Genomic DNA, 22,488 nt, shown 5'->3' with positions numbered 1-22,488 from the left:
CGATGAGTCGTATGGTGCAATGCGTCAAGCTGGGCAAGCAGGCTGAAGGGCTGGAACGCCAGCCGTATCCGGGCGAGCTGGGCAAGCGCGTGTTCGAGAACGTCTCCAAAGAGGCTTGGGGCCTGTGGCTGCGCCAGCAGACCATGCTGATCAACGAATACCGCCTGTCACCCATCAACCCCAAGCACCGCGAGATGCTGGAGCAGGAGATGGAGAAGTTCTTCTTCAGCGGCGGCTCCACCAAGCCGGAAGGCTACGTGCCGCCCAGCCGGTAAGCAGGGCAGATTATTCCTTGACTTGCCGTGCCGCTGTCGCTTTAATAGGCGGCCTTTCGGCCAGGTAGCTCAGTTGGTAGAGCAGCGGATTGAAAATCCGCGTGTCGACGGTTCGATTCCGCCCCTGGCCACCAATCCCAAAAGCCCGAACCCGTTTCGGGCTTTTTTACGTCTGCCTGAAATGCCAGTTCTCGCGCGGTTTCGCGGGTTTGCCTCGCGAGCGTCGTCCCTCACATTCCCACGTTTTTCGCCCCCTACGGCCTCTCTGTTCTCCGATTTTCTCTACTTGCCTCGCGAGCGTGCGCGAGGTCACTTCCAGTATTGGTGGGGGTTTTGAGACGGTCGGTTGTGGTTGAAGAGAGGCTACCTCCGGCGACCGAAGGATGAAATCGATCCGAATCGCCCTTCTGTTGCTTCTGCCCAACGATGGCAGCGGGACAACCTAGTCCTTCTTGCCGCGCATCTTCTCCAAAATCTCTTGGTTCTTGGTGAGTGGATGGCTTAATGTTGGCAGCGTCTGTGCTATGCCCTCTGGTTGCTGGGACTGACCTATGTTGGGGATTGCTGACGTGTGGTTCTGTGGTGTCGCTTCCGGGGGGCGCCTCTCCTTCCCGATGCGTCTGGTAATGCGAATGCCGAACGGGAGGCCGATGGAAACCCACCACGTCCCAAACTGACTACGCCCCACTCGAAAGCCGGGTATTCCCCAGCTCATCCCGAAATCATGTGGCGGTTGTCGTGTGTTTCTCATGGGCTCTCTCTCGTGGGTAGCTTAGCTGATGGTTCCCGTCATCCACATAGGAATGGACTAGTTTCCCCTGCTTTCCTCGGCTATCCTATCAGGGTAGAAATGGAGAGTGTATGCCTCGTAGCATTGAGCAAGCGATGACGGTGCGGGATCTCGCTGAATATCTCAACGTAACCGAGAAGACAATCTACCGGCTCGTACAACGCGGAGAGATTCCTGGGTTCAAGGTTGCAGGGGCTTGGCGGTTTCAGCGGGCAGATATTGACGTTTGGATAGACGACCAGAAACGCGCGTCAGCATCACAGAAGCAATAGCTGGAAATCGCTAGGGCAAGGTTTCTCACTGTCTGCAGGAACCCGCTCAGTTTTCGTGGATATTTTTAAGGGAGAATGACATGCCGTACATTGCAGAGATCAGCCGCAGCAATCCGACAGCGTTTCTGTTTCTGGTCGATCAGTCTGGATCGATGGACGACAAAATGTCGTCGGGCCGATCGAAGGCGCAACAAGTTGCGGACGTGCTGAACCGAACGCTCGCCACTCTCATCACCCGCTGCACCAAGTCGGAAGGAACCCGGAATTACTTCGACATCGGTGTGATCGGCTATGGTGCCAACGGGGCGTATAACGGGTTCCAGGGCGCATTAGGATCGTCCGTTCTTCATCCTATCTCTGCCATCGAAGCATCTCCGCTGCGGATCGAAGAACGTCAGAAGAGGATGGATGACGGCGCGGGCGGTATTGTCGAGCAATCGATCAAATTCCCTGTTTGGTTTGAACCCCATGCGAGTGGCGGTACGCCGATGTGCCAAGCGATTACAAAGGCTGCAGAGGAGCTTGTCGCTTGGTGCGATTCCCATCCGAACAGCTATCCGCCCACCGTTCTTCATATCACAGACGGCGAGTCAACCGATGGCGACCCGGAGGAACTTGCGACACAAATCCGCCAGATCCAGACTGGCGACGGGCCCGTGCTCATGTTCAATTTGCACGTCAGTACTTCTGGCGCGAACCCCGTTGAATTTCCTGCTGCTGAGACGGGACTGCCAGATGCATACGCGAAACTTCTCTTTCGCATGTCGAGTCCCCTACCAGATCACCTGATTCGGTTCGCCCAAGAAAAGGGATTCAAAGTGAGCATGGAGTCGCGAGGTTTCATGTTCAATGCTGATGCCGTTCAGATTGTGGACTTCTTTGACATTGGCACGCGTGCCTCGCAATTGCGATAGCCTTGTCGTTGCGCATGAAGGTGCTTTTTGCGGGGCAGGTGCCCAAGGACTCGTCGTTTCCAGACGCGAACGAGGATGCCTACGTGTTGGCAACCGACATTGGCAGAGTCGCTGTCAGCGATGGGGCATCCGAATCCTTCGACTCAAAGACTTGGGCACACCTGCTGACCGCACGCTTCGTGCGACACCCGGAACTGAACGCAAGTTGGCTCACTGACGCTGTTGCTGATTACCTCGCTCAATTTGATCTTGCACAGATGTCGTGGTCGAAGCAGGCTGCATTCGACCGAGGAAGCTTCGCGACCCTTTTGGGGATAGAGGAGTTCCTCGACCACGGCACGGTGGACGTATTAGGCGTAGGAGATAGTCTTGCTGTGCTGTTGGATGGCGGTGACTTCGTCGACTCATTTCCGTATGTGCGCGCCGAGGAGTTTCAACAGCGCCCGGAACTGTTCTGCACCAACTTCACGCTAAACACTTTTTTCTCCTCGCCAGATTTCTTTTCCCGACATCACAAGACGTGGCGCATCAAGGATAGAACAGATCCAATTGTTCTGTGCATGACAGATGCACTCGGAGAGTGGGCGCTTCGTCATGCGCAGGAAGGGCGACCTGTCTGGCAGATGCTCGCCGGTATCGAAGATGTACCCGGCCTCGAAGCCTTGGTGATCCAGGAACGGCTGACGAAAAATATGCGCATTGACGACACGACGCTAGTTAGGTTGTCGTTCGCTACGGCTGACGGGAATGACTTACCCAACCCTTGAACAGTACAACGAAGCGTTCCAGCATCCGCAACTGGCGCTTGCTGACCCTGTTCTCAAGAAGGGGACGATTGCAACAACCGGCCTCGGTTTGCCGCTCGCCCTGTGCGGGGGCTTCGCACTCACTTACACAGTCACGACTGGAGGTGCGAAATACGCGGTTCGCTGTTTCCACAAGCAATCGAATGCTCTTGAGAAGCGCTACTGCGCAATCTCTAACCGGCTCAAGTCCTTGCGCTCCCCGTACTTTCTGGACTTTGAGTTCCAGCCGCAGGGGGTTCGCGTCAATGGTAAGGCTTTCCCCGTCGTCAAAATGGCATGGGCATCGGGCGACACCTTGGGGGAGTTCTTGGAGGCGCGCTATCGAAGCAAGAGCGACCTCCAGCAGCTAAATTCATCACTCCGCACCCTGGCCACCTACCTCGAGGGCCAGAACCTGGCGCATGGCGATGTTCAGCCGGGGAATGTGATGGTGTCGAACGGAGGTCGATCCGTTCAGCTCATCGACTATGACGGAATGTTCGTCGATGAGCTGAGGAGTCTTGGCAGCGCCGAACTCGGACACCGAAATTTCCAGCACCCAAGACGAACTAGTAGTTCATGGGATCCCCGGATCGACCGCTTCTCGTTCATTGCACTAAATCTCGCGCTCCGGGTACTGGAGGCCCATCCGGATTTATGGAGCAAGACCCAATCAGATGGCGATTCCATCCTATTCAAGGCGAATGATTTTGCCGACCCAAGTCGGTCGGCCATTTTCGGCGATCTGTTTGGACGTCCCCAGTTTGCTGAGGACGCAAAGAACTTCGCAGCCATCTGCAAAGCATCTTTTGACAAGATTCCAACGCTTGAAGACTTTCTCGTACGGAAGAACATCCCCCAAGTAGTCATTACGGTATCGCCGACCGCCCCGGTCGCCCTGGCGCAGTACATGTCGGCCTTTCCAGTATTGGATGCCACGAACTACGCGCTTTGCCTCCGACATGTGGGGGATCGGATCGAACTAGTCGGAAGAATCGTCGAGGTCAAACAGGACAAGACTCGTCATGGCAAGCCCTACGTCTTCATTAATTTCGGACGGTGGCAGGGCGAGATCGTCAAGATTAGCATCTGGTCCGAGGGCTTGGCTGCGCTCACTCAACGTCCCGACCAAGGGTGGGTTGGGAAATGGGTTAGCGTCGTTGGGCTGATGGAGCCACCATATCGAAGCAGGAAGTACAAGTACTCCCATTTGGCAATCAGCATCACGCAAGCCAATCAGCTTCATGTAATCACCGAGTCGGAGGCCAGATTCCGACTGTCTGGTACATCTGCGCGGTCAACTGGATCAACATCTCGCAGTAGCAATAAGGAGATCTTGGACGGAATACGCGGAACCACCAGTACCCCTTCCAGAGCAACTGCGCCCGGCCGGGCGTCAACGACTCCAAATCAGGCCGTGCTGCAGGCGATGAAGGGGAGCCAACCAGCACCGGCGCCACGGACCCACGGGCGTTCGCCTACATATACTCATACAACCACATCCGGAAAACCGGCGACAACAAAGGACAACTGCTTTATTGCTACAGCCGTTTATGGCCGGGACGCGCCTGAAACCAATGCACTACGTGCCTGGCGTGACAGGGCGTTGATGCCATCATTACTGGGGCGCACCCTTGTCAGGTGCTACTATGAGCTGTCTCCCCGGCTTGTGCAGCTCCTTCAACGCAGCGAACGGCTTACCGCCGTTGTTCGAGCGGCACTGGATCGGCTGGTCCGCTGGCTTGAGCGGCGAAAATAATCCGTTGTCTGTCCTCGGTCGCGACCGCATGACCAGATTTCAGGTCATACGTCCAGGCGGAAATCCGCATAAATGTAAGGGGCGGATAGAGCCCGGAGCTGACTTACAGGGATCTCGCTCACTTAGATGACTTTTTGTAAGTCTTCAGAACAATCACCTGATCGATCCAATTACCGGGCCAATGGCGGCGTATCACCTTCTCCAACACGGCATCGGGCGCACCCACCAGCCGCTCGATGACCTCTGGGGCCAACAGGGTCAGCCGCATGACCCGGCGCACCTGCGTCGCGTCCATGCCCTCGGCCTTGGCGATGTCGGCGACGGACGCCGCCCGCTCATCGTCCAGCAGCCGCTGCCAATGGTGGGCCAGTCCGAGTGCCCGCATCAGTGCGGTGTCCTGCGCAACCGTTTTCTCCTTCCGCTCCTGGGCAGCCTCGGACAGAAATTCCTGTGGCGCGTCCAATGGTGTGATGACCCGCTTTTTCAACCCTCGTCTCACCAGTGTCCAGGGGACAAAGGTTTCCAGTCGTACACCACCGGCTGGACTGGGCAAGGCCTGCGTGACCGCTTGCCCCGTCTGCTTGCCATAGTGCTTCTTGCTGGTCATTTCGCCTCCTACCGGAATCGTTCAAGCATCTGACGCTGGTCAGCCCAGAGCGCAGGGATGTCGTGTCGCATCAGCCACAGCAGGGTCAGCCTTCGGGGCTGGCATCCCTGCATCAACTGCTCGATGATGTCGGGGGCCAACCGCGCCAGTCGCAGCAGCCGGCCCACCGTGGTTGGCATCAACCCTTCGGCCCGGGCGATCTCGACCACGCTCTTGAACGTACCGGCGTCGAGCAGGGCGTGCCAGTGCATCGCCCGGGCCACGGCTTCGATGATGCGGACATCGTGCTCCCCCTCCCTCCCGTCGACCAGGAGCTTTCCCTTCTTACGCTTGAACTGGAGGGGCGCGAAGGTTTCCAGCGAGCTGTTCATCAGGCCTCGACTTCCATCAGTTCCGCGCCGATCTGCTGTGGCGCGAATTCGCCAATCAGCTTGTCCCAGCCCAATGGGCGCCACTTGATCTTGATCCCCTGCATCTCGCCGAGGTGGACGAGGTCGATGCGCTCGATCATCAGGTTGGCGATGCGGTGGCGCTCGACCGGGAACAATCGATCCCACACGTCGTTGAGACGCCCCATCGCCATCACCGTGGTGGCCTCGTCGACCTGACCGCCGCTCTGCTGAATGTGGCGCACCACCGATGCAATGGCTTCCGGGCTGGTCAGCACCGTGCGGATCTGGGCGACCACCGCTGCCTCGATCTCCGCTGCGGGCAGGCGCTCGTAGCGCTTGCCCGGCGCGCCGAAGCGGCTCTCCGACTTGGACACGTAATAGTGATACTTGTGTCCTTTCTTGTTCGAGTAGGTCGGGTACATGCGTTCGCCCGAGGGGGCGTAGAGCAGGCCCCGCAGCAAGGCGTCAGTACGTGATCGGATCTTGGTTTCCACCGACCGGGCATGGCCGCTCTTGGCCAGCACCGCGTGAACCTTGTCCCAGAGCGCCTGGTCGATGATCGGCGGATGCGCGCCGGGGTACCAGTTTCCCTTGTGCGACAGCTCGCCCAGATAGATGCGGTTGCGCAGCAGCTTGTGCAGGTACTTCTTGTCGATGCGGGTGCCGCTGCGGGTCTGGCCCTCCTGTGTCGTCCAGGCCTTGGTGGTGATGCCCTCCAAGGTCAAGTTGGCGGCGATCCGGGTCGGCGAGCCGATGGTCAGCATTTCCTCGAAGATGCGCCGCACCACGGCCGCCTCGGCCTCGTTGATGACCAGTTGGCGATTGACTACGTCGTAGCCGAGCGGCGGCACCCCGCCCATCCACATCCCCTTCTTCTTGGCGGCGGCGATCTTGTCGCGGATACGCTCGCCGGTGACCTCGCGCTCGAACTGGGCGAAGGAGAGCAGGACGTTCAGCATCAGCCGCCCCATCGGGGTGGTGGTGTTGAATTGCTGGGTGACCGAGACGAAGGACACCCCGTGGCGTTCGAACACTTCGACCATCTTGGAGAAGTCTGACAGGCTCCTCGTCAGGCGGTCGATCTTGTAGACCACCACGATGTCGATCTGGCCGCGCTCGATGTCGGCCATCATGCGCTTCAAGGCCGGGCGGTCGGTATTGCCACCGGAGAATCCGGGGTCGTCGTAGTCGTCCGCGACCGGAATCCAGCCTTCGGCACGCTGGCTGGCGATGTAGGCGTGGCCAGCCTCCTTCTGAGCGTCGATGGAGTTGAATTCCTGATCGAGGCGCTCGTCCGTGGATACCCGGCAATAGACGGCACAGCGCTTGCGGGTCTTGGGGCTGGCGATTTCGTTCATCGCGCACCTCCCTTGCCAAGGCCGAAGAACAGCGGCCCGCTCCAGTGCTGGCCGGTGATATGCCGGGCTACCGCCGTCAAGCTCTTGAAGGTGTGGCCCTCGTACTCGAAACGGCCCTCGGCATTGACCGTTACCCGGTGCTCGCGCTCGCCCCATTCGCGCAGAATCACCGTGCCCGGCGCGAAATGGAATTCACGCGGCCTGGCGCGCAGCTTGATTTTGGAGTGCTTCGCACCGATGGCTTCCAGCCGCTGCCTGGTTTCGGGGGCGAGGCCGCCGAAGGCTTCCTCCTGCAGCTTGTAGGCAATGCGCGACTCGACGTGCGTTCGATTCGGATAATCCGGGCGGCGGGGAAAGTACCGATCCCAGAGCGACCAGAGTTCGGACATCGGCAGGCAGGCCAGCTCGGAGATCCGGGCGGCGACAGATGCTTGTTTCTCGTTCATCACAACTTCTCCTGTTGATAGGGGGTTGTATGAACGCGCTGGTCGGGCAGGAAGCCAAGTCCAACTGCTCTCTGTTTTTGATCGTCGCCGGCGAGCGTGCGGACGATGGCTGCCGCAATGATGGTGGTGATTTCGCCAGCACGGGCGCTGGCGGACATCTCAGAGGGAGATGCGAGTTCGAGGTTCTTCATGACGGCTCCAAGGAATTGCGACCGTCATGGATAATATGTCCTATCTTCTCGACTAGATGGCAACGTAGGGTAATGGTGAGTAATCGATTGATTTTTTCCGGGCTGGGTCTGGCGCTTCTCCTGTCAACAGGAGTTGTGCTGGCCGACACGCTGGCCGGCAAAGTGGTCGGCGTGAGCGATGGCGACACGATCACCGTGCTCGACAGCGATAAGCGGCAACACAAGATTCGGGTTGCTGGCATTGATGCCCCGGAGAAGAATCAGGCCTTCGGCCAGAGATCGAAGGAAAACCTTTCCCGGCTGGTTTTCGGCAAGGAAGTCGAGGTGCAGTGGAGCAAGCATGATCGCTACCAGCGCATCGTAGGGAAGGTAATGGTGGCTGAACCCGGCTGCCAACGTCCCGACTGCGCCAAGATACTGGATGCCGGTCTTGGTCAGGTCACCGCTGGATTTGCCTGGTGGTACCGGAAGTACGCCAAGGAGCAATCAGCCGAGGATGCTCGATCCTATGAGACTGCCGAGCAGGAGGCGCGTGCGCGCAGCGTCGGGCTCTGGCGTGACGCAGAACCGATACCGCCTTGGGACTGGCGCAAGAAGGATCGTCAATGAACTCTAAGCAGTGGCCCGCAACGATTGATGAGGCTGCGGGCGTAGTCATCGCCGCGCTGCCAGAAGCCGAGGCTACCAAGATTGCGGCGATGCCTGAGTCAGACCTGATCAATCTGCATTTTGGTTTGGGGATGTGGATTCGGAACAACCTTGGGCTCTGGCAAGGCAATGACGCCTTGATGCAGGCGCTGCGTGAGCGCGAACCTGGCATTCACCCTGACGATGCATCGATGCTGATCATTGAACAGGTTTGGCGACGGTTGCGCGAGCGAACTCCCAAGATTCACTGACGCTGGGCTCCATGTGAGCGATTGCGCGTTGATAAAACAGTTGACGAGAATAGGTGAGTTCGATATTCTCGACGGTGACCAATTTCCAGTTGCAACCCCTCAATGGCATTCGGCGACTTCATCAGGCAGAAACGGGAGGAAGCAGGCATCCCCCTGAACGACTTCGCCCGGCGAATCGGTATCTCGCCGGCTTACTGGTCGCGCATCGAACGCAATATGGAAAAGCCGCCCAAGGATGACCTGATCACCAAGGCGGCCCAGGAACTGCACCTGGACTTGGATGAGGTTTTTGTGCAGGCCAACCGCCTGCCGCCGGAACTGCAGAAGAATCTTGGCGATGTTGTCCTGGCCTACCGGAAACGCCCGAAAATCGAAGGCTGAGCATGACGTCGCTCTCGGTTGCTTACCGCCACTCCGGCCATTTCCGGCCGCTCTTCCTCAAGAATCCTGCAATCGAAGAAACCGCGAGCGCGGTACGCGCTCAACTGGTTGCAGAGGATGTAGACCGCTTGCCACTCTCAACCCTGCGCGAGATTTCCAGCCTCAACGTCAATGGCCTGCGTTTCGACCTGTGGGTCAGCCTTGACCACCCGGTCACCGATCATGAAACCGGAGAGCAGGTGTGCGGCCTGTGCGAGTTCGATCCGGGGGCGGGCGAAGATGCGGTTTCACTGTTGGTATCGCCGGTCGGCGAAGGCATGACGGAGGAACTGGTGTTGAGTACCTTCGGCCACGAACTCGGCCATGCCGTGTTCGATGCACCAGGCTGGATTGCGGATTCGAAGGCTTCACCGGGACTATTCGATCCGCCAGATCAAAGGCAGCGCCAGGCCTATCGCACCACGACGCACGATGTCGGACACCTGACGTCCCCAGGCGTGTCGCCGGCTCAAGATGAAGGGCTGCTCGCCAGGATTGTCGAAGCCGAGCGGGAAAAGGAAAAGCGGATTGCGGAATTCCGCGCCAATGAATTTATGGGCTCGCTGCTGGTGCCCCGCCGACGGTTGGTCGAAGCCGTCATGGAAATGGCCCCGAAATATGACGTGACGCTGGTGGCCCGCCCAGACTTGCTGGAGGAGGATGCGCCAACGACGTTCACGGTCAAGGCGGACGGGGCTTTTGGCGATTTCGACCTCGAGAATTTGCAGAAGGCCATTGGGAAGCGCTTCGGTGTTCACGGTCGCTTCATCAAGGTCCGTATGGCGCGATACGGGTTGCTGGCAGACGGTGCCAGTTGACGTAGTTGTCCGGCGATCTCCGGACGCAGGTTGCCGGCCACGAGCCGGCGTTTTTTGAGCAGCAACGTTGCGCGTTCGCGCAACGCGCAATCGTGAAGGAGCGGTAATGGCAGCCGAACAGCAACAAGAAACGCAAGAAGATGTCCAGAAGATCAATTCGAGGGCGACTGCCATTACGGCAAGTGACGGCACAAAGCAGGCATCGGCCGACCATGGCCCCGATCTGCTGTCGGACATGGAGCATTTCGTCTGGCTGGTGCGCAAGATCAAGAACATCCCATTGCTTCGCCGGTTGCTCAGAAACGAGGGTGTTCATGTACCGGAAAAACTCGCCGAGAAAATGGAAAAGGCCAAAGGCGTCCTGCCTGCGGCAGTGCGAAAGGCGCTGTACCCGCTGGTTGGCGAGGCTTCCTCGGTGACTCGCCAACGACTGGAACGGGTCGCCGAGCGCATCGAAATCCTCGGCGACGAGTATGGCAAGCAAGCCGTGCTGTCCCTGTTCGATGAGAGTGACGAGGCCGATGCAGCGGTGCTCGTCCGCCCCTGCGACCCCCATGGCCGGGCGCTCTATCTGTATCTCGAACAGGAATACCCCGAAAAGCATCGCGCGGGCGGCAAGCGGTTCGATCATGCCGAGCGGGTCCAGGTGATGAACCGGCAATGGCGGAGTGAAGCGTATTCCAGTCATTACCGTGGCCCGCTGGGCCCAACGCCGAAACTGGATGAAGCCATGCAGGAGCGCATCAAGGAGAGAATCCTGCTCCTGTATCCAAACGCGCCCCGCGACGACGTCATCATCGAGCAATTCAGCCGCCGCGACCTGGGGCATGCGCACCGGCACGAAGAGAGTGATGACGATGATGCCGCGAAGGAGGTGCTGGACACCCTGACGGTGACCTTCAATGGCGCCGAAGTCCATTATCCGAAGGTCGAACATGGGGAGGAGGTTTCCCATGACGACCTGGCTGCACTCTCGATCCGGTTTTCACGGGAACCGGCCACCGGGGCGCTGAGCGTATTCAGTGATGATCGTGAGATTCGGCGCGACCTGGCCGCGATCTTTCGCGCTGTCGTGCTCGCGGCCGACGGCGCGATCGAGGACATGCCGATGCTGGAATTCGATCTCTCGGCCTTCGTCTCGCCGACCGTTCTGGCCAAGCTCGTCAGCGAGCGCATCGAGAGTATCGAACGAATCGATATTAAGCACCTCAAGGTTGCCTGCCCTTCACTTCACAAGACCCACGATGAGGCGGGGGATCGAGAGATCGTCCAGGAACTGAAAAGCACGATGACCATTCAGCCCGACCGTCGCGATGATCGAAACATCTACGAGGTAGCTCGCCAGGACTATCGGAACCCTGATCTGTCCGTCTATGTGCCGGCGCAGGTCAAGCTGCTGATGCGCATGGCCAAGCAGCGCCATCGCAAGGCGCACAACGTGGCCGTCCAAGTCACGGCCCCCAACGGTTTCAATGATCGCAGCAAGACCGAGGATGACCGCAAGCTGGTCATGGCCCAGTTGGAGAAACTCGGCATGGTGGTCAAGTTCTGATGCCCGGCGCGGGTGCCGCCCACCTCGCATTTCTGGCCGCACTGGAGCAAGCCGGCGACCTGACGAAGCCCGTCTGCGCCTTCCGGATGGGAAGGTGCGCAGGTGATTTCGTGCAGCGTCGCTGGCTACGCCCGGCACATACCTACCTCACGCGCCAGATGGTTTCGTTTCTGGACGGTGAGATCGAGGTCGACGTCGAGATCGACGAGGATGCCGGGGTGTACCGCTATCGCAGTCCCCAGTGGCATTCGCGCATCCTGGCGAGGCCGCTGGCGGAAATCGCGCTGCATGACTTTTGCGTCGATGCCTGGTTGCACGATCTCGCTGAGTGGATCGGCCTGGAAAATGCGGCCGTAAAGGCACAAGCGCGCATCCCCCACCACCTCTGGCTCCTTGGTAATTTTCGTGTCGGCAAGACCACCGAGCCCGCGCCGGTGTTCGTTGCCAGACGCTTGGCAAGCGCCTCGCCCGAAGCTCTCTCGTCGGTTCTCGCGGACTCGGCTTGGGCACGTCCGGGCATCGTTCTGATGCGCGATCGACCATTCCTTCTGCTGCCTGGCATCCATGAGGTGCGGGCGTTTTCAGAGTTCATCGGGCCACAGGAAGAGGGCGCCCAATTTAATTCCGCAGCGTTCGTCAGGGTACTACGCAGCCTGGCACCTCCGAGTGCATCCGATCAGCGGACGCAATACCTTGATGGCCAAGACCTTCTGCTTCCCCATTTCGAGACATCTGTTCGCTTGTCACCCGCGCGGGCAAGGATCGTCAAAGCATCTTGGGGGACGGACGGCTATCCCCCACCGATCGTGACCTGGGCAGAGATCAAGATCGCCGCCCACTCCTCGTATCAATCCTTCGACGATGCGTTCCGTGACGGAAAACTGAGGCGAGAGGACGTTTTCGATCTGATCGAGCACGGGAAATACCGCCTGCGGCGAACCCCATAAATCTCCCATAGACGTCCCCGCACACTCCCCATAAATCCGTGCGGAAACTGCGATGTGCCCTTTTTGAACAGGAGGCACATCGAAATGCAAACGCAACACCCTTCAGCAGCAACCGGGCGGATGGGCCGCTCGGACCCCACGGCCGGCGTGAAACGTCTGGCGCTCAACGAGTACGAGCTCGCGGAGCGCTGGAGAGTCTCGGTCAAGACCCTGCGTCGTTGGCGTCAAGAAGCGCTGGGATGCCCATTCATGAAACTCGGGGCGAGGGTCTCCTATGCCCTGGCGGATATCCAAGCCTTCGAACGGCGCGTTTCGCGTTATTCGACTTCGGTTCGGGCGTATCAGTAAGGGGATGGCCATGAGCGATCTGACCATCTTCCCCACCGACATCGCCGAGATGTCCATCAGCCAACTCGCCGCACTGCCGGCAGTGCAGAAGCACGAGATCGACAAGAACCTCGATGCCGCCATCGACTGGCTCAAGAAGGCCCGCACCAAGTTCGATGCCGCACTGGATCAGTGCTACGGCGAGCAGGCTCGCGCCGCACTGCGTGAATCCGGACGCGACTTCGGCACCGCCCAGATCAGCGACGGCCCGCTGCACATCAAGTTCGAACTGCCGAAGAAAGTCAGCTGGAACCAGAAGCAGTTGGGTGAGATTGCCGAGCGCATCGTTGCCTCCGGCGAGAAGGTTGAGGGCTACCTCGACATCAAGTTTTCTGTCTCTGAGTCCCGCTACACGAACTGGCCGCCGGCCCTGCAACGGCAGTTCGCTGCCGCTCGCACCGTGGATGCCGGCAAGCCGTCTTTCACCCTTTCCATCGATGCGGAGGAATGACCATGGGCGCGATCATTCCTTTTCAGTTCGATGGCCATGCCGTTCGCACAGTAGTCGATGACAACGGTGAGGTGTGGTTCGTCGGCAAAGATGTCGCCGCCGTACTCGGCTACGCCGATACGGTCAATGCGCTGAAACAGCATTGCCGTGGGGTGGTGAAACGCCACCCCATCGTCGACAGCCTGGGGCGCCAACAGGAAACCCGCATCATTTCCGAGCCCGACCTGTTCCGGCTGATTGTGAACAGCAAACTTCCGGCTGCCGAGCGGTTCGAGCGCTGGGTATTCGAGGATGTCCTACCTTCGATCCGGAAGACGGGTGGTTACACCATCCCCAACGCGGCGGCCGTCTTACCTGCACCCACGCAAGATCGGGTAAGCGCCATCCTGCTGATCGGCGAAGCCATCGCCAAGGTGCCAGGCGTCAAGACCGGCATCGCGATGGCCGCGACGCTGACCTGTATCCAGGAAAACACCGGCCTCACCGTCGAGACCTTGCGGCTCACGCTGCCTGCTGCCGTCGATCCGATCTGCTCGCTCAACGCCACCCAACTCGGCAAGTTGCTGGGCCGTTCCGCCAAGGGCACCAACCGGCTCTTGGCAGACCACGGTCTGCAGTTTCGCAACGATCGTGATGAGTGGGAGCTGACCGAGGCCGGCGAAGCCTGGGCCGAGGCCCTGCCGTACTCGCGCAACGGTCATTCCGGCTACCAGATCCTCTGGAATCCGGCGGTCGTGGAACACCTGCAAGAGGTGGCGTGATGACAACCCGTCACCCTCTGACTTCTTTTTTCTTGGCAAGCAAATGGCCGGGCTGTGCTCGGCGCGCTGTGGCATGGCATGGCGGGGCAGGACTCGGCAAGGCCCAAGCGAACTGTGACGGGGCTCGGCGAGCAACGGCATGGCAGGCAATGGCGGGGCTTGATATGGCTGGGTAGTCCATGACGAGGCAAGGATTGGCTCGGCTAGCACTGGTACGCAACGGCCAGGTTTGGCTTGGCGCGATATGGCAAGGATTTTTTCAACTTCTGGAGATTTGATGATGAAAACCCTTTTGAGAAATGAGGATGCGCTCGGCAATGGTGCCGAGTCGGCGGTCCTGGTGGGAGCGCCTTACAGCGTCCGTGTGGTTATCGAAGGTGTGGCGGACTTGCTGTTCCACCGCTGGAACTGCGAGGCAGTCGACGCCAAGGCCAAGGCTGCCAAGAACAGCGCCGCCAAAAAAACCGATGACATCGAGAGCTACGTCTACCGCGACGCCCAGGGCCAGTTGTGCCTGCCCGGGGAGTATCTGCGACAGGCGCTGATCGGCGCGGCCAAGTTCAAGCAGGACCCCAGGAGTCCGCGCAAATCGGCGCAGGACATCACCAAGGCCGGTGTGGTTTCACTCACCCACCTGGCCAGCCTGGGGACCGACCGCTGGGATTACGAAGATCGTCGGCGAGTCGTGGTGCAGCGTGCGGGCGTCAATCGGGTACGGCCCGCGATGCGTGCGGGCTGGCGCGCCGAGTTCGATTTGATGGTGGTGCTGCCTGAGTATCTCGACCGTGCTTGGATCAAGGACAGCCTGGATATGGCAGGCCGACTGATCGGCGTGGGCGACTTCCGTCCCACCTTCGGCCGTTTCACGGTCGTCTCATTCGAGTGAGGAGTCGGCCATGCCTTTGCCTATCGTGACGGCCAACGAAAGACTCGCCGAAAAACGCTGCGCCAAGGTCGCCCTCGTCGGCGCGCCCGGGGTGGGCAAGACCTCCCAGATCCGCACGCTCGATGCCGAGCGCACTTTGCTGGTGGACACCGAAGCCGGCGATCTGTCCATCCTCGACTGGGTCGGCGACACCCTGCGCCCACGTACCTGGCCCGAGTTCAAGGACCTGGTGGTGTTCCTCGCTGGGCCGAGCCCGAGCGCTTCACCTGAGCAGGCCTTCTCGCAGGCGCACTTCGATCACGTCTGCCAAAAGTACGGCGATCCGGCGCAACTGGCCAAGTACGACACCTACTTCGTCGATTCCTTGACCGTGCTCTCGCGGATGTGCCTGGCCTGGTGCAAGACCCAGCCGGCGGCCTTCTCCGAGAAGACCGGCAAGCCCGACACCCGGGGCGCTTACGGGTTGCTCGGCACCGAGATGATCAGCGCGCTCACGCACCTGCAGCACGTGCGCGACAAGCACGTCATCTACGTCTGCATCTTGGAAGAGAAGCTGGACGACTTCAACCGGCGCATCTACCAGCTTCAACTCGAAGGTGCCAAGACCTCGGCCGAGCTGCCGGGCGTGCTCGATGAAGTCATCACGCTGGCCATCCTGAAGGCCGATGACGGCACCCCGTATCGCGCTTTTGTTACCGGCGCCGACAACCCCTGGGGCTTCCCGAGCAAGGACCGCTCGGGCCGGCTCGACCCCATCGAAGAACCCCACCTCGGAAAGCTCATCGCCAAGTGCCTCGGCCGTACTGCCGCAGCACACGCCACTGCTTTCTCTCATTCAACCGACTTCAACGCATTCAAGGAGTAACCCGCCATGTCCCACTGGACCGATTTCAATGACGCCGAACAACAGCAGGGCTTCGATCTCATTCCCAAGGGCACCCCCGTCAAGGTGCGCATGACCATCAAGCCGGGCGGCTATGACGATCCGGCGCAGGGCTGGAGCGGAGGCTATGCCACCCAGAGCTTCGACACCGGCAGCGTCTATCTTGCCTGCGAGTTCGTCGTACTGGAAGGGCCTTATGCCCGCCGCAAGATGTGGTCGAACATCGGCCTCCACTCGCCGAAGGGCCCGGCCTGGGGAAACATGGGGCGCAGCATGATCCGGGGCATCCTCAATTCCGCCCGCAACGTCCATCCCCAGGACAACTCGCCCCAGGCTGCGTCTGCCCGCCGCATCCAGGGTTTCCACGAACTTGACGGTATCGAGTTCCTGGCCCGCGTCGATGTCGAGAAGGATGCCAAGGGCGAGGACCGCAACGTGGTGAAGCTCGTCGTCGAGCCCGACCACAAGGACTACGCGGCTCTGATGGGCACAGCCACGAAGGCGCCGGCCGGCGGCGGCAATTCCGGAGCACCCACGACGGCGGCACCTCAACAGGCGACCACGCAGCGTCCGCCCGTTCGCGGCAAGCCCGCCTGGGCGCAGTGAGGAGGCCAGTCATGACAGGAAAACGCTGCGGCAATTGCCGCCATCTCGACCGGTCGAGCGCCAGCGACATCGGCGGCCTGCGCATCGCCCGCTGTCGCCATCCGATGGGTGTGCGCATCGGGACGACCGCCATTCGCAACAACTATGTGGAACTCGACGCCAGCTGTACCGAGCACGCCGCCCGTGCCCGGCAGCGCGCGCAGGCGGGAGGCTGCCATGCATGAGCGGCAAATGCTGGGTATGCAAACGGCAGGCGCGAGGGTTCGGCCATTCCGACGGCCGCTTCAAGATCGCCGACCCCCGGCGCTATCCCCTCGACTGGGTGTTCTGCAGCCGTCGCTGCCAGGACATCTTCCACACGCTCTACGGTCGGCGACTGGCGGCCGAGGAGCGCGGGGAGGCGCCCATGGTTGATGCGAGCGATATCGAAATCGCGGCGATGCGCGATTGCCTCAAGGCCTTCGGAGCGGCGGCCGGGCACATCGGCTTCGACAAACCGCTCGGGGCGTATTCGGAAGCAGAGGCGATGACGGTGATCGACGCCATCGTCACGCGCTACACCGAGGCGCTGACCGAGCATCACGAACGGGCAAGCACGCCGCCGCTGCGCGGCGTGCCGCAAGCCGAGATCGTCCGCGATCCGTTCGCCGACTTGAAGGATGACCTGCCGTGGGAAGAGCCGCAGGGAGGGAAGCCATGATGGACTTCAACTCCTCTTCAAGCATCTCCGGGCAGATCATCGCCCTGGTCGATGCCGGAATGCAGCAGGCGCGTGCCCGCCAGTCTGAGCGCCAGTACCTTGGTGCCTCGCGACTCGGGGTGGCCTGCGAGCGTGCGCTGCAGTTCGAGTACGCCAAGGCGCCGGTCGACCACGGGCGTGAGATCCCCGGGCGTGGCTTGCGCATCTTCGAGCGCGGCCACGTCATGGAGGACTGCATGGTCGCGTGGCTGCGGGATGCAGGATTTGACCTGCGCACCCGCAAGGCCGATGGCGAGCAGTTCGGTTTCTCGGCGGCCGGCGGACGACTCCAGGGCCATATCGACGGCGTCATCGTCGGTGGCCCGGAGGGCTTCGCCTATCCGGCACTCTGGGAATGCAAATGCATGGGAAACAAGTCCTGGCGCGAGCTGGAGAAAAGCGGCCTGTCCGTCGCCAAGCCCGTTTATGCCGCGCAAGTGGCTATCTATCAAGCCTATCTCGAACTCACCGAGCACCCGGCGATCTTCACGGCGCTCAACGCCGACACGATGGAGATCCATACCGAGCTCGTGCCTTTTGACGCGGCCCTGGCCCAGCGCATGTCGGATCGGGCAGTGAAGGTCATCACGGCGACCGCGGCGGGAGAACTTCTGCCGCGTGCCTTCAATGACTCAACCCACTTCGAATGCCGGATGTGCGCATGGCAAGACCGCTGCTGGAGCAACACATGAACAACCACACCCAATCTCAAGAAACGCTGGCTGAAGACGAGTCGATGATCGATGCCCGACAGGCCAGCTTCGCGCTGCGGCTGCCCTACTACTGGTTTGCTGATCCGCAGATGCGGGCGGTAAAGCGCATCCCTCACTACCTGTTGTCGCGCATGGTTCGCTTCCGACTCTCGGAACTGGAGGTCTGGTATCGACAGAACGGAAGGGTATGCCACGACGACAAGTCCGGTACGGAGGGCGGCGATGACTGACTACCGCGTTCAGATCAAGGTCAGAAACGCTCGCCTGTTGCGCGCCATCGAGAAGGCAGGCCACCACCCCGGCCAGATTTTTGCGCGCGAGGTCGGCATCAGTTACACAGGCCATCTCTTGCCCTACCTCAACCTCAAGCGCACACCGTTTGACGAGAACGGCGATCTCAGACCATGCGCAGAGAAGCTCTGTGTATTTCTCAACTGCTTGCCGGACGAGTTGTGGTCGGAGGAGCAGCATTACCCGCTGGTCACGAACGCTGCCGAAATCGAGCTTTCAGCAGCCAGCGTTCACGAGTTGCTCGTCAGTCCTTCGGACTGCGCCGACCCGCTCAGCCTGCTGGAGAAGAAACAGGCGGCCCAGGCGGTCGACAGCCTGCTCGATACGCTCACACCACGTGAGGCTGAGGTGCTGAGGTTGCGCCATGGCATCGATGGCGAGTCGATGAACCTCGAGGAAATGGCGAAAGCCATGGGATGTTCCCGTGAGCGTATCCGGCAAATCGAAGTCAAGGCGCTACGCAAGCTGCGTGCTCCTGCCCGCCATTCCGTAGCTGTGGCGGCACTGATGGGTATTGTCGTGGAGGCGTCATGATCGACTTCAACGATACCCCAATTGCGGAGTCCGGCTGCCGCGAAGTGGAGCGCGAATCCATCCGTGCCGACTTGATTGCCCGGCTCGAATCGGTGCTGTTCACCCTGTTCCCTGCCGGAAAAAAGCGCAAGGGCAAATTCCTGATCGGCGACGCACTGGGCAGTCCGGGCGACAGCCTCGAGGTGGTACTCGATGGCGAGAAGGCCGGGCTGTGGACGGATCGCGCCACCGGGGAGGGCGGCGACATCTTCGCGCTGATCGCGGCGCATCACGGCATCGATGTGCATGGGAATTTCCCGCGTGTGCTCGATGTGGCAACCGACCTGCTCGGGCGTACGCCCATGGCGACCAAGCGCAGGGCTCGCAAGAAAGAAGCATCTCTCGACGATCTCGGCCCCGCCACGGCCAAGTGGGACTACCTGGACGCCAGTGGGCACCTGATCGCGGTGGTCTACCGCTACGACCCGCCCGGGCGCAAGAAGGAATTCCGGCCGTGGGATGCTAAGCGGCGCAAGATGGCCCCGCCCGATCCGCGCCCGCTCTACAACCAACCGGGAATGAAGGATGCCGCGCAGGTCGTGCTGGTCGAGGGCGAGAAGTGCGCACAGGCCTTGTGTGACGTCGGCATCGTGGCGACCACCGCGATGCACGGCGCAAATGCTCCGGTGGAGAAGACCGACTGGTCGCCATTGGCCGGCAAATCCGTGCTGATCTGGCCCGACCGCGACAAGCCGGGCTGGGAATACGCGACGCAGGCGGCACAAGCCATTCTCGCTGCGGGCGCGAAATCCTGCCACATCCTGTACCCGCCCGAGGAAGCGGCGGACGGATGGGATGCGGCCGATGCCATTGTCGAGGGTTTTGATGTGGCGGCCTTCCTTGCCCATGGCCCTCGTCTGCAGATGCACGACGTGGCCGATGAGGCAGAGCCGGTGGTCAGCAATGACGAATCGGTGTGGGGCACCGAGGATGCGCTGGCCCTGGCCTTCACCCGGCGCTACCACCGTGACTGGCGCTACGTGGCGGCTTGGGGGAAGTGGCTGGTCTGGGACGGGCAACGCTGGCGCACCGAGGACACGCTGGCGGCCACGGACTTGATCCGCAGCGTCTGCCGCCAGACGGCTGTGCGCGCCGACAACCCCAAGGTCGCCGCCAAATTGGCCAGCGCAGGAACGGTCGGCGGTGTGGAACGGCTGGCCCGGGCGGATCGCCGGCATGCCGCGACCACCGAGGAGTGGGATGCCGATCCGTGGCTGCTCAATACCCCGGGCGGCGTGGTCGATCTGAAAACCGGACGCAAGCGCCCACACGAACGCGCCGATCGGATGACCAAGATCACCACGGCCACACCGGGAGGGGATTGCCCGACCTGGCGACGCTTCCTCGATGAAGTCACGGGCGGTGACGTGGAGTTGCAGGCTTACTTGCAGCGGATGGTGGGCTATGCGCTCACGGGCTCGACACAGGAGCACGCCCTGTTCTTCCTGTACGGCACGGGCGCAAACGGAAAGTCGGTGTTTGTGAACACACTGGCCACCATCCTCGGCGACTACGCGACCAACGCGCCCATGGACACCTTCATGGAAACGCGCACCGACCGGCACCCGACCGATATGGCGGGACTGCGCGGCGCGCGCTTCGTTGCGGCGATTGAGACCGAGCAGGGACGTCGCTGGGCGGAATCCAAGCTCAAGAACCTGACTGGCGGCGACAAGATCTCCGCGCGATTCATGCGCCAGGACTTCTTCGAGTTCTTCCCGCAGTTCAAATTGTTCGTGGCGGGCAATCACAAGCCGGCAATTCGCAACATCGATGAGGCGATGAAACGGCGACTGCACCTGATCCCGTTCACGATCACCGTGCCACCCGAGCGCCGCGACAAGCATCTGCAGCAGAAGTTGCTGGCCGAGCGTGACGGCATCCTGGCCTGGGCGGTGCAGGGCTGTCTCGATTGGCAGCGCCATGGACGACTCGATCCGCCCCGGCGTGTGGTGGAAGCCACCGAGGAGTATTTCGAAGCCGAGGACGCATTGGGCCGTTGGCTCGACGAGCGCTGCGTGCGCGAAGCCAATGCCAAGTCGCTGACCGCCGAGCTCTTCAACGACTGGAGGCAGTGGGCCGACAGTGCCGGTGAGTTCGTCGGCTCGCAGAAGCGCTTTGCCGATCTGCTGCTCACCCGAGGGCTGGAGAAGTGGCGCAACAGCATGGGGGTGCGCGGCTTCCGGGGCGTTGGCCTCAAGCACCCGACGACGCCAGCCTCCGCACCTTATGCCGATGACTGATGACCTCGCAATCGACCCGTGTCTGACGGATCTGACGGACTACATCGTAACTCTCTATACGCGCGTGCGCGTGCGCGCGTCACGGGAAGTTACGACATGACCCGTCAGATGTGTCAGACCGGAAGCAAGAAAGGACGAAATACATGAACACGACACTCCTCGCCCTGGACTTGGGCACCACCACCGGCTGGGCGCTGCGCGGCAGTGACGGCCACATCACGAGCGGCTCCGAGAGCTTCCGCCCACAACGCTTCGAGGGTGGCGGCATGCGCTTTCTGCGCTTCCGGCGTTGGCTAACCGAGTTGAAGGGCCACGCCGACGGGATCGACACGCTGGTCTTCGAGGAAGTGCGCCGCCACGCCGGTGTCGATGCCGCCCACGCCTACGGCGGGTTTCTGGCCACGCTCACGGCGTGGTGCGAGCACCACGGCATTCCCTATCAGGGGGTGCCGGTGGGCACGATCAAGAAGCACGCGACTGGCAAGGGGAACGCATCCAAGGACGAGATGGTGGCATCCATCCGGGCGCGTGGCCACCAACCTGACGACGACAACGAAGCCGATGCCCTGGCGCTGCTGCACTGGGCTATCGAGACACAGGAGGTGTGAGATGAAGATTCCGGCACAGCACTACCGCTGCCCGCTCGGGCGTGGCACGTCGCGCGAGGATCCGGAAGCGATCAAGCGGGAGGGCTGGCGTGACCAGCGCATTCTCGTGGTGTCCGAAGAGGACAAGCGGCTCGATTTCGTCGAGCGCGAGTTCGTGCGCCGGATCGGGGAACGTCTGTATGGAGGGAAACGCCATGACTGAATGGACGATGGACGATGTGGCGGCACGGTTCGCCGATGCAGCCGAGACCGCGCGGAGATTGCCGCGCGTCGGGGTGCAGGGTTACTTCAACGTGTGGCCGGAGTTCAAGCGCGAGCCCTGGGAGGTGATCGGCTCGTCCGACGACGGCTACCGGCCGTTGCCGCCCAGCCCGAAGGACGTCGAGCAGATGCTGGAGACGATGCGCTGGATGCAGTGGCTGGAGGTGGAGCAGCGGCATCTGGTGTGGATGCGCGCCAAGCATTACGAGTGGAAGTTCATCTGCCGCCGCCTCGGGCGCGACCGCACGACTGTCTGGCGGCGGTGGCAGAAGGCATTGCAGATCGTGGCCGATCATCTGAACGGTCGCCAGGCCGCAACCGCCGGTCACTCTTCCAAACTGGAGAGGCAAGTAGAGCAATACATGCCGTGAATGTCTTTGGTTTAAGGCTTCTGGGCATTCTTGGATGAACATGGCATGCAACACAAAGGCCGGATTTTGATAGGATGACGGCTATGATCTGGCGAGCGGTGTGGGTGTGACGTCCGCATCGCTTCCGCTCAGAAAATTCGACGGGTCCTTCCTGTCCAAAGTCCCATGCGGGGGGCGCGAGCGCGACGCTTTTCTAGCGTCAGAGTGCAAACCGGGGTTTGCACGGTTTGCGGTTTGCAGGCCCCATCCCTGGGGCCTGCCGCTTCGCGGCCAGCCTGCGGCTGTCCAAA

31 protein-coding genes and 1 tRNA gene are annotated in these 22,488 nt (G+C 61.0%); 27 read left to right on the top strand and 5 right to left on the bottom strand.

What is annotated here, in order from left to right; all coding sequences use genetic code 11:
- Positions 1–2: 2 nt before the first annotated feature.
- The 6 genes from ACMV8A_RS06765 (at position 3) to ACMV8A_RS06740 (ending at position 4,795) form a co-directional block, all read left to right on the top strand.
- A complete protein-coding gene (locus ACMV8A_RS06765) occupies positions 3–275 on the top strand; it encodes an oxidative damage protection protein (RefSeq protein WP_495325001.1) in 273 nt (90 codons plus the stop codon).
- Positions 276–333: 58 nt separating this feature from the next.
- Positions 334–409: transfer RNA gene (locus ACMV8A_RS06760), tRNA-Phe, on the top strand.
- 727 nt (positions 410–1,136) lie between these two features.
- Positions 1,137–1,337, top strand: a complete 201-nt coding sequence (gene mads1 / locus ACMV8A_RS06755; RefSeq protein WP_495325000.1) for a methylation-associated defense system helix-turn-helix domain-containing protein MAD1 — start codon at positions 1,137–1,139, stop codon at positions 1,335–1,337.
- A gap of 80 nt (positions 1,338–1,417) precedes the next feature.
- Positions 1,418–2,251, top strand: coding sequence for a VWA domain-containing protein (locus ACMV8A_RS06750; protein WP_495324999.1), 834 nt, complete (start codon positions 1,418–1,420; stop codon positions 2,249–2,251).
- Between the two features lie 14 nt (positions 2,252–2,265).
- Complete coding sequence (locus ACMV8A_RS06745; protein ID WP_495324998.1) at positions 2,266–3,018, top strand: hypothetical protein; 753 nt, start codon at positions 2,266–2,268, stop codon at positions 3,016–3,018.
- A complete protein-coding gene (locus ACMV8A_RS06740) occupies positions 2,999–4,795 on the top strand; it encodes a CFI-box-CTERM domain-containing protein (protein WP_495324997.1) in 1,797 nt (598 codons plus the stop codon). Before ACMV8A_RS06745 ends, ACMV8A_RS06740 begins: the two co-directional genes overlap by 20 nt.
- A gap of 118 nt (positions 4,796–4,913) precedes the next feature.
- Here the strand turns inward: ACMV8A_RS06740 and ACMV8A_RS06735 are convergent, their stop codons facing one another.
- The 5 genes from ACMV8A_RS06735 to ACMV8A_RS06715 are packed head-to-tail and all read right to left on the bottom strand — an operon-like array spanning position 4,914 to position 7,789.
- Positions 4,914–5,402 (bottom strand): hypothetical protein, encoded by a 489-nt coding sequence (locus ACMV8A_RS06735; RefSeq protein WP_495324996.1) that lies wholly within the window; start codon positions 5,400–5,402, stop codon positions 4,914–4,916.
- 8 nt (positions 5,403–5,410) lie between these two features.
- Positions 5,411–5,773, bottom strand: coding sequence for a site-specific recombinase resolvase (locus tag ACMV8A_RS06730; RefSeq protein ID WP_495324995.1), 363 nt, complete (start codon positions 5,771–5,773; stop codon positions 5,411–5,413).
- Positions 5,773–7,152 carry a recombinase family protein gene (locus ACMV8A_RS06725; RefSeq protein WP_495324994.1) on the bottom strand — a complete coding sequence of 460 codons (1,380 nt, stop codon included), beginning with the start codon at positions 7,150–7,152 and terminating at the stop codon, positions 5,773–5,775. The genes ACMV8A_RS06730 and ACMV8A_RS06725 overlap by 1 nt, the downstream gene beginning before the upstream one ends.
- Positions 7,149–7,598 carry a DUF2924 domain-containing protein gene (locus ACMV8A_RS06720; protein WP_495324993.1) on the bottom strand — a complete coding sequence of 150 codons (450 nt, stop codon included), beginning with the start codon at positions 7,596–7,598 and terminating at the stop codon, positions 7,149–7,151. Before ACMV8A_RS06720 ends, ACMV8A_RS06725 begins: the two co-directional genes overlap by 4 nt.
- Positions 7,598–7,789 carry a hypothetical protein gene (locus ACMV8A_RS06715; protein ID WP_495324992.1) on the bottom strand — a complete coding sequence of 64 codons (192 nt, stop codon included), beginning with the start codon at positions 7,787–7,789 and terminating at the stop codon, positions 7,598–7,600. Before ACMV8A_RS06715 ends, ACMV8A_RS06720 begins: the two co-directional genes overlap by 1 nt.
- 72 nt (positions 7,790–7,861) lie before the next feature.
- On the opposite strand from ACMV8A_RS06715, the gene ACMV8A_RS06710 reads away from it, so the two are divergent.
- From ACMV8A_RS06710 to ACMV8A_RS06610, 21 genes are all read left to right on the top strand, one after another.
- Positions 7,862–8,398: a thermonuclease family protein gene (locus ACMV8A_RS06710; RefSeq protein WP_495324991.1), complete on the top strand. Its 537-nt coding sequence runs from the start codon at positions 7,862–7,864 to the stop codon at positions 8,396–8,398.
- On the top strand, positions 8,395–8,688 hold the full coding sequence (locus tag ACMV8A_RS06705) for a DUF6794 domain-containing protein (protein WP_495324990.1): 294 nt from the start codon (positions 8,395–8,397) through the stop codon (positions 8,686–8,688). Before ACMV8A_RS06710 ends, ACMV8A_RS06705 begins: the two co-directional genes overlap by 4 nt.
- A gap of 102 nt (positions 8,689–8,790) precedes the next feature.
- Positions 8,791–9,069, top strand: a complete 279-nt coding sequence (locus tag ACMV8A_RS06700; protein WP_495324989.1) for a helix-turn-helix domain-containing protein — start codon at positions 8,791–8,793, stop codon at positions 9,067–9,069.
- 2 nt (positions 9,070–9,071) lie between these two features.
- Positions 9,072–9,926 carry a hypothetical protein gene (locus ACMV8A_RS06695; protein ID WP_495324988.1) on the top strand — a complete coding sequence of 285 codons (855 nt, stop codon included), beginning with the start codon at positions 9,072–9,074 and terminating at the stop codon, positions 9,924–9,926.
- A 106-nt stretch (positions 9,927–10,032) separates the two neighbouring features.
- On the top strand, positions 10,033–11,478 hold the full coding sequence (locus ACMV8A_RS06690; protein WP_495324987.1) for a hypothetical protein: 1,446 nt from the start codon (positions 10,033–10,035) through the stop codon (positions 11,476–11,478).
- Positions 11,478–12,425 (top strand): hypothetical protein, encoded by a 948-nt coding sequence (locus ACMV8A_RS06685; RefSeq protein ID WP_495324986.1) that lies wholly within the window; start codon positions 11,478–11,480, stop codon positions 12,423–12,425. The genes ACMV8A_RS06690 and ACMV8A_RS06685 overlap by 1 nt, the downstream gene beginning before the upstream one ends.
- Before the next feature lie 84 nt (positions 12,426–12,509).
- Positions 12,510–12,773 (top strand): DNA-binding protein, encoded by a 264-nt coding sequence (locus tag ACMV8A_RS06680; RefSeq protein WP_495324985.1) that lies wholly within the window; start codon positions 12,510–12,512, stop codon positions 12,771–12,773.
- 10 nt (positions 12,774–12,783) lie between these two features.
- Positions 12,784–13,263, top strand: a complete 480-nt coding sequence (locus ACMV8A_RS06675; RefSeq protein WP_495324984.1) for a hypothetical protein — start codon at positions 12,784–12,786, stop codon at positions 13,261–13,263.
- 2 nt (positions 13,264–13,265) lie between these two features.
- Positions 13,266–14,024, top strand: a complete 759-nt coding sequence (locus tag ACMV8A_RS06670) for a BRO family protein (RefSeq protein ID WP_495324983.1) — start codon at positions 13,266–13,268, stop codon at positions 14,022–14,024.
- A 277-nt stretch (positions 14,025–14,301) separates the two neighbouring features.
- Entirely contained in the window at positions 14,302–14,910 is a 609-nt protein-coding gene (locus ACMV8A_RS06665) for a hypothetical protein (RefSeq protein WP_495324982.1), read from the top strand.
- Positions 14,911–14,920: 10 nt separating this feature from the next.
- Entirely contained in the window at positions 14,921–15,775 is an 855-nt protein-coding gene (locus tag ACMV8A_RS06660) for an ATP-binding protein (RefSeq protein WP_495324981.1), read from the top strand.
- 6 nt (positions 15,776–15,781) lie between these two features.
- Positions 15,782–16,399, top strand: a complete 618-nt coding sequence (locus tag ACMV8A_RS06655; RefSeq protein ID WP_495324980.1) for a hypothetical protein — start codon at positions 15,782–15,784, stop codon at positions 16,397–16,399.
- Between the two features lie 11 nt (positions 16,400–16,410).
- Positions 16,411–16,623: a hypothetical protein gene (locus ACMV8A_RS06650; RefSeq protein WP_495324979.1), complete on the top strand. Its 213-nt coding sequence runs from the start codon at positions 16,411–16,413 to the stop codon at positions 16,621–16,623.
- The gene (locus ACMV8A_RS06645; protein WP_495324978.1) at positions 16,620–17,099 is read left to right on the top strand and encodes a DUF6511 domain-containing protein; all 480 of its coding nucleotides are present in this window, start codon (positions 16,620–16,622) and stop codon (positions 17,097–17,099) included. The genes ACMV8A_RS06650 and ACMV8A_RS06645 overlap by 4 nt, the downstream gene beginning before the upstream one ends.
- Complete coding sequence (locus ACMV8A_RS06640; RefSeq protein WP_495324977.1) at positions 17,096–17,830, top strand: PD-(D/E)XK nuclease family protein; 735 nt, start codon at positions 17,096–17,098, stop codon at positions 17,828–17,830. Before ACMV8A_RS06645 ends, ACMV8A_RS06640 begins: the two co-directional genes overlap by 4 nt.
- Complete coding sequence (locus ACMV8A_RS06635; RefSeq protein WP_495324976.1) at positions 17,827–18,081, top strand: hypothetical protein; 255 nt, start codon at positions 17,827–17,829, stop codon at positions 18,079–18,081. Before ACMV8A_RS06640 ends, ACMV8A_RS06635 begins: the two co-directional genes overlap by 4 nt.
- Positions 18,074–18,676, top strand: coding sequence for a sigma-70 family RNA polymerase sigma factor (locus tag ACMV8A_RS06630; RefSeq protein ID WP_495324975.1), 603 nt, complete (start codon positions 18,074–18,076; stop codon positions 18,674–18,676). The genes ACMV8A_RS06635 and ACMV8A_RS06630 overlap by 8 nt, the downstream gene beginning before the upstream one ends.
- Positions 18,673–20,958: a phage/plasmid primase, P4 family gene (locus ACMV8A_RS06625; protein WP_495324974.1), complete on the top strand. Its 2,286-nt coding sequence runs from the start codon at positions 18,673–18,675 to the stop codon at positions 20,956–20,958. Before ACMV8A_RS06630 ends, ACMV8A_RS06625 begins: the two co-directional genes overlap by 4 nt.
- A gap of 143 nt (positions 20,959–21,101) precedes the next feature.
- Positions 21,102–21,566 carry a crossover junction endodeoxyribonuclease RuvC gene (locus ACMV8A_RS06620; RefSeq protein ID WP_495324973.1) on the top strand — a complete coding sequence of 155 codons (465 nt, stop codon included), beginning with the start codon at positions 21,102–21,104 and terminating at the stop codon, positions 21,564–21,566.
- A 1-nt stretch (position 21,567) separates the two neighbouring features.
- Positions 21,568–21,768, top strand: coding sequence for a hypothetical protein (locus ACMV8A_RS06615; RefSeq protein WP_495324972.1), 201 nt, complete (start codon positions 21,568–21,570; stop codon positions 21,766–21,768).
- Complete coding sequence (locus tag ACMV8A_RS06610) at positions 21,761–22,198, top strand: DUF6362 family protein (protein WP_495324971.1); 438 nt, start codon at positions 21,761–21,763, stop codon at positions 22,196–22,198. The genes ACMV8A_RS06615 and ACMV8A_RS06610 overlap by 8 nt, the downstream gene beginning before the upstream one ends.
- Positions 22,199–22,488: the final 290 nt, after the last annotated feature.

Source organism: Sulfurivermis sp., assembly GCF_059410345.1.
This window is presented reverse-complemented; position numbering and strand designations above follow the sequence as displayed.

Coding starts and splice junctions, on each gene's coding strand:
- ACMV8A_RS06745 (WP_495324998.1), top strand. CDS start 2,266: ATGAAGGTGCTTTTTGCGGGGCAGGTGCCCAAGGACTCGTCGTTTCCA.
- ACMV8A_RS06730 (WP_495324995.1), bottom strand. CDS start 5,773: ATGAACAGCTCGCTGGAAACCTTCGCGCCCCTCCAGTTCAAGCGTAAG.
- ACMV8A_RS06635 (WP_495324976.1), top strand. CDS start 17,827: ATGAACAACCACACCCAATCTCAAGAAACGCTGGCTGAAGACGAGTCG.
- ACMV8A_RS06740 (WP_495324997.1), top strand. CDS start 2,999: ATGACTTACCCAACCCTTGAACAGTACAACGAAGCGTTCCAGCATCCG.
- ACMV8A_RS06715 (WP_495324992.1), bottom strand. CDS start 7,789: ATGAAGAACCTCGAACTCGCATCTCCCTCTGAGATGTCCGCCAGCGCC.
- mads1 (WP_495325000.1), top strand. CDS start 1,137: ATGCCTCGTAGCATTGAGCAAGCGATGACGGTGCGGGATCTCGCTGAA.
- ACMV8A_RS06620 (WP_495324973.1), top strand. CDS start 21,102: ATGAACACGACACTCCTCGCCCTGGACTTGGGCACCACCACCGGCTGG.
- ACMV8A_RS06750 (WP_495324999.1), top strand. CDS start 1,418: ATGCCGTACATTGCAGAGATCAGCCGCAGCAATCCGACAGCGTTTCTG.
- ACMV8A_RS06625 (WP_495324974.1), top strand. CDS start 18,673: ATGATCGACTTCAACGATACCCCAATTGCGGAGTCCGGCTGCCGCGAA.
- ACMV8A_RS06610 (WP_495324971.1), top strand. CDS start 21,761: ATGACTGAATGGACGATGGACGATGTGGCGGCACGGTTCGCCGATGCA.
- ACMV8A_RS06645 (WP_495324978.1), top strand. CDS start 16,620: ATGAGCGGCAAATGCTGGGTATGCAAACGGCAGGCGCGAGGGTTCGGC.
- ACMV8A_RS06710 (WP_495324991.1), top strand. CDS start 7,862: ATGGTGAGTAATCGATTGATTTTTTCCGGGCTGGGTCTGGCGCTTCTC.
- ACMV8A_RS06680 (WP_495324985.1), top strand. CDS start 12,510: ATGCAAACGCAACACCCTTCAGCAGCAACCGGGCGGATGGGCCGCTCG.
- ACMV8A_RS06725 (WP_495324994.1), bottom strand. CDS start 7,152: ATGAACGAAATCGCCAGCCCCAAGACCCGCAAGCGCTGTGCCGTCTAT.
- ACMV8A_RS06615 (WP_495324972.1), top strand. CDS start 21,568: ATGAAGATTCCGGCACAGCACTACCGCTGCCCGCTCGGGCGTGGCACG.
- ACMV8A_RS06690 (WP_495324987.1), top strand. CDS start 10,033: ATGGCAGCCGAACAGCAACAAGAAACGCAAGAAGATGTCCAGAAGATC.
- ACMV8A_RS06660 (WP_495324981.1), top strand. CDS start 14,921: ATGCCTTTGCCTATCGTGACGGCCAACGAAAGACTCGCCGAAAAACGC.
- ACMV8A_RS06640 (WP_495324977.1), top strand. CDS start 17,096: ATGATGGACTTCAACTCCTCTTCAAGCATCTCCGGGCAGATCATCGCC.
- ACMV8A_RS06630 (WP_495324975.1), top strand. CDS start 18,074: ATGACTGACTACCGCGTTCAGATCAAGGTCAGAAACGCTCGCCTGTTG.
- ACMV8A_RS06650 (WP_495324979.1), top strand. CDS start 16,411: ATGACAGGAAAACGCTGCGGCAATTGCCGCCATCTCGACCGGTCGAGC.
- ACMV8A_RS06705 (WP_495324990.1), top strand. CDS start 8,395: ATGAACTCTAAGCAGTGGCCCGCAACGATTGATGAGGCTGCGGGCGTA.
- ACMV8A_RS06700 (WP_495324989.1), top strand. CDS start 8,791: ATGGCATTCGGCGACTTCATCAGGCAGAAACGGGAGGAAGCAGGCATC.
- ACMV8A_RS06655 (WP_495324980.1), top strand. CDS start 15,782: ATGTCCCACTGGACCGATTTCAATGACGCCGAACAACAGCAGGGCTTC.
- ACMV8A_RS06675 (WP_495324984.1), top strand. CDS start 12,784: ATGAGCGATCTGACCATCTTCCCCACCGACATCGCCGAGATGTCCATC.
- ACMV8A_RS06765 (WP_495325001.1), top strand. CDS start 3: ATGAGTCGTATGGTGCAATGCGTCAAGCTGGGCAAGCAGGCTGAAGGG.
- ACMV8A_RS06665 (WP_495324982.1), top strand. CDS start 14,302: ATGATGAAAACCCTTTTGAGAAATGAGGATGCGCTCGGCAATGGTGCC.
- ACMV8A_RS06695 (WP_495324988.1), top strand. CDS start 9,072: ATGACGTCGCTCTCGGTTGCTTACCGCCACTCCGGCCATTTCCGGCCG.
- ACMV8A_RS06720 (WP_495324993.1), bottom strand. CDS start 7,598: ATGAACGAGAAACAAGCATCTGTCGCCGCCCGGATCTCCGAGCTGGCC.
- ACMV8A_RS06670 (WP_495324983.1), top strand. CDS start 13,266: ATGGGCGCGATCATTCCTTTTCAGTTCGATGGCCATGCCGTTCGCACA.
- ACMV8A_RS06685 (WP_495324986.1), top strand. CDS start 11,478: ATGCCCGGCGCGGGTGCCGCCCACCTCGCATTTCTGGCCGCACTGGAG.
- ACMV8A_RS06735 (WP_495324996.1), bottom strand. CDS start 5,402: ATGACCAGCAAGAAGCACTATGGCAAGCAGACGGGGCAAGCGGTCACG.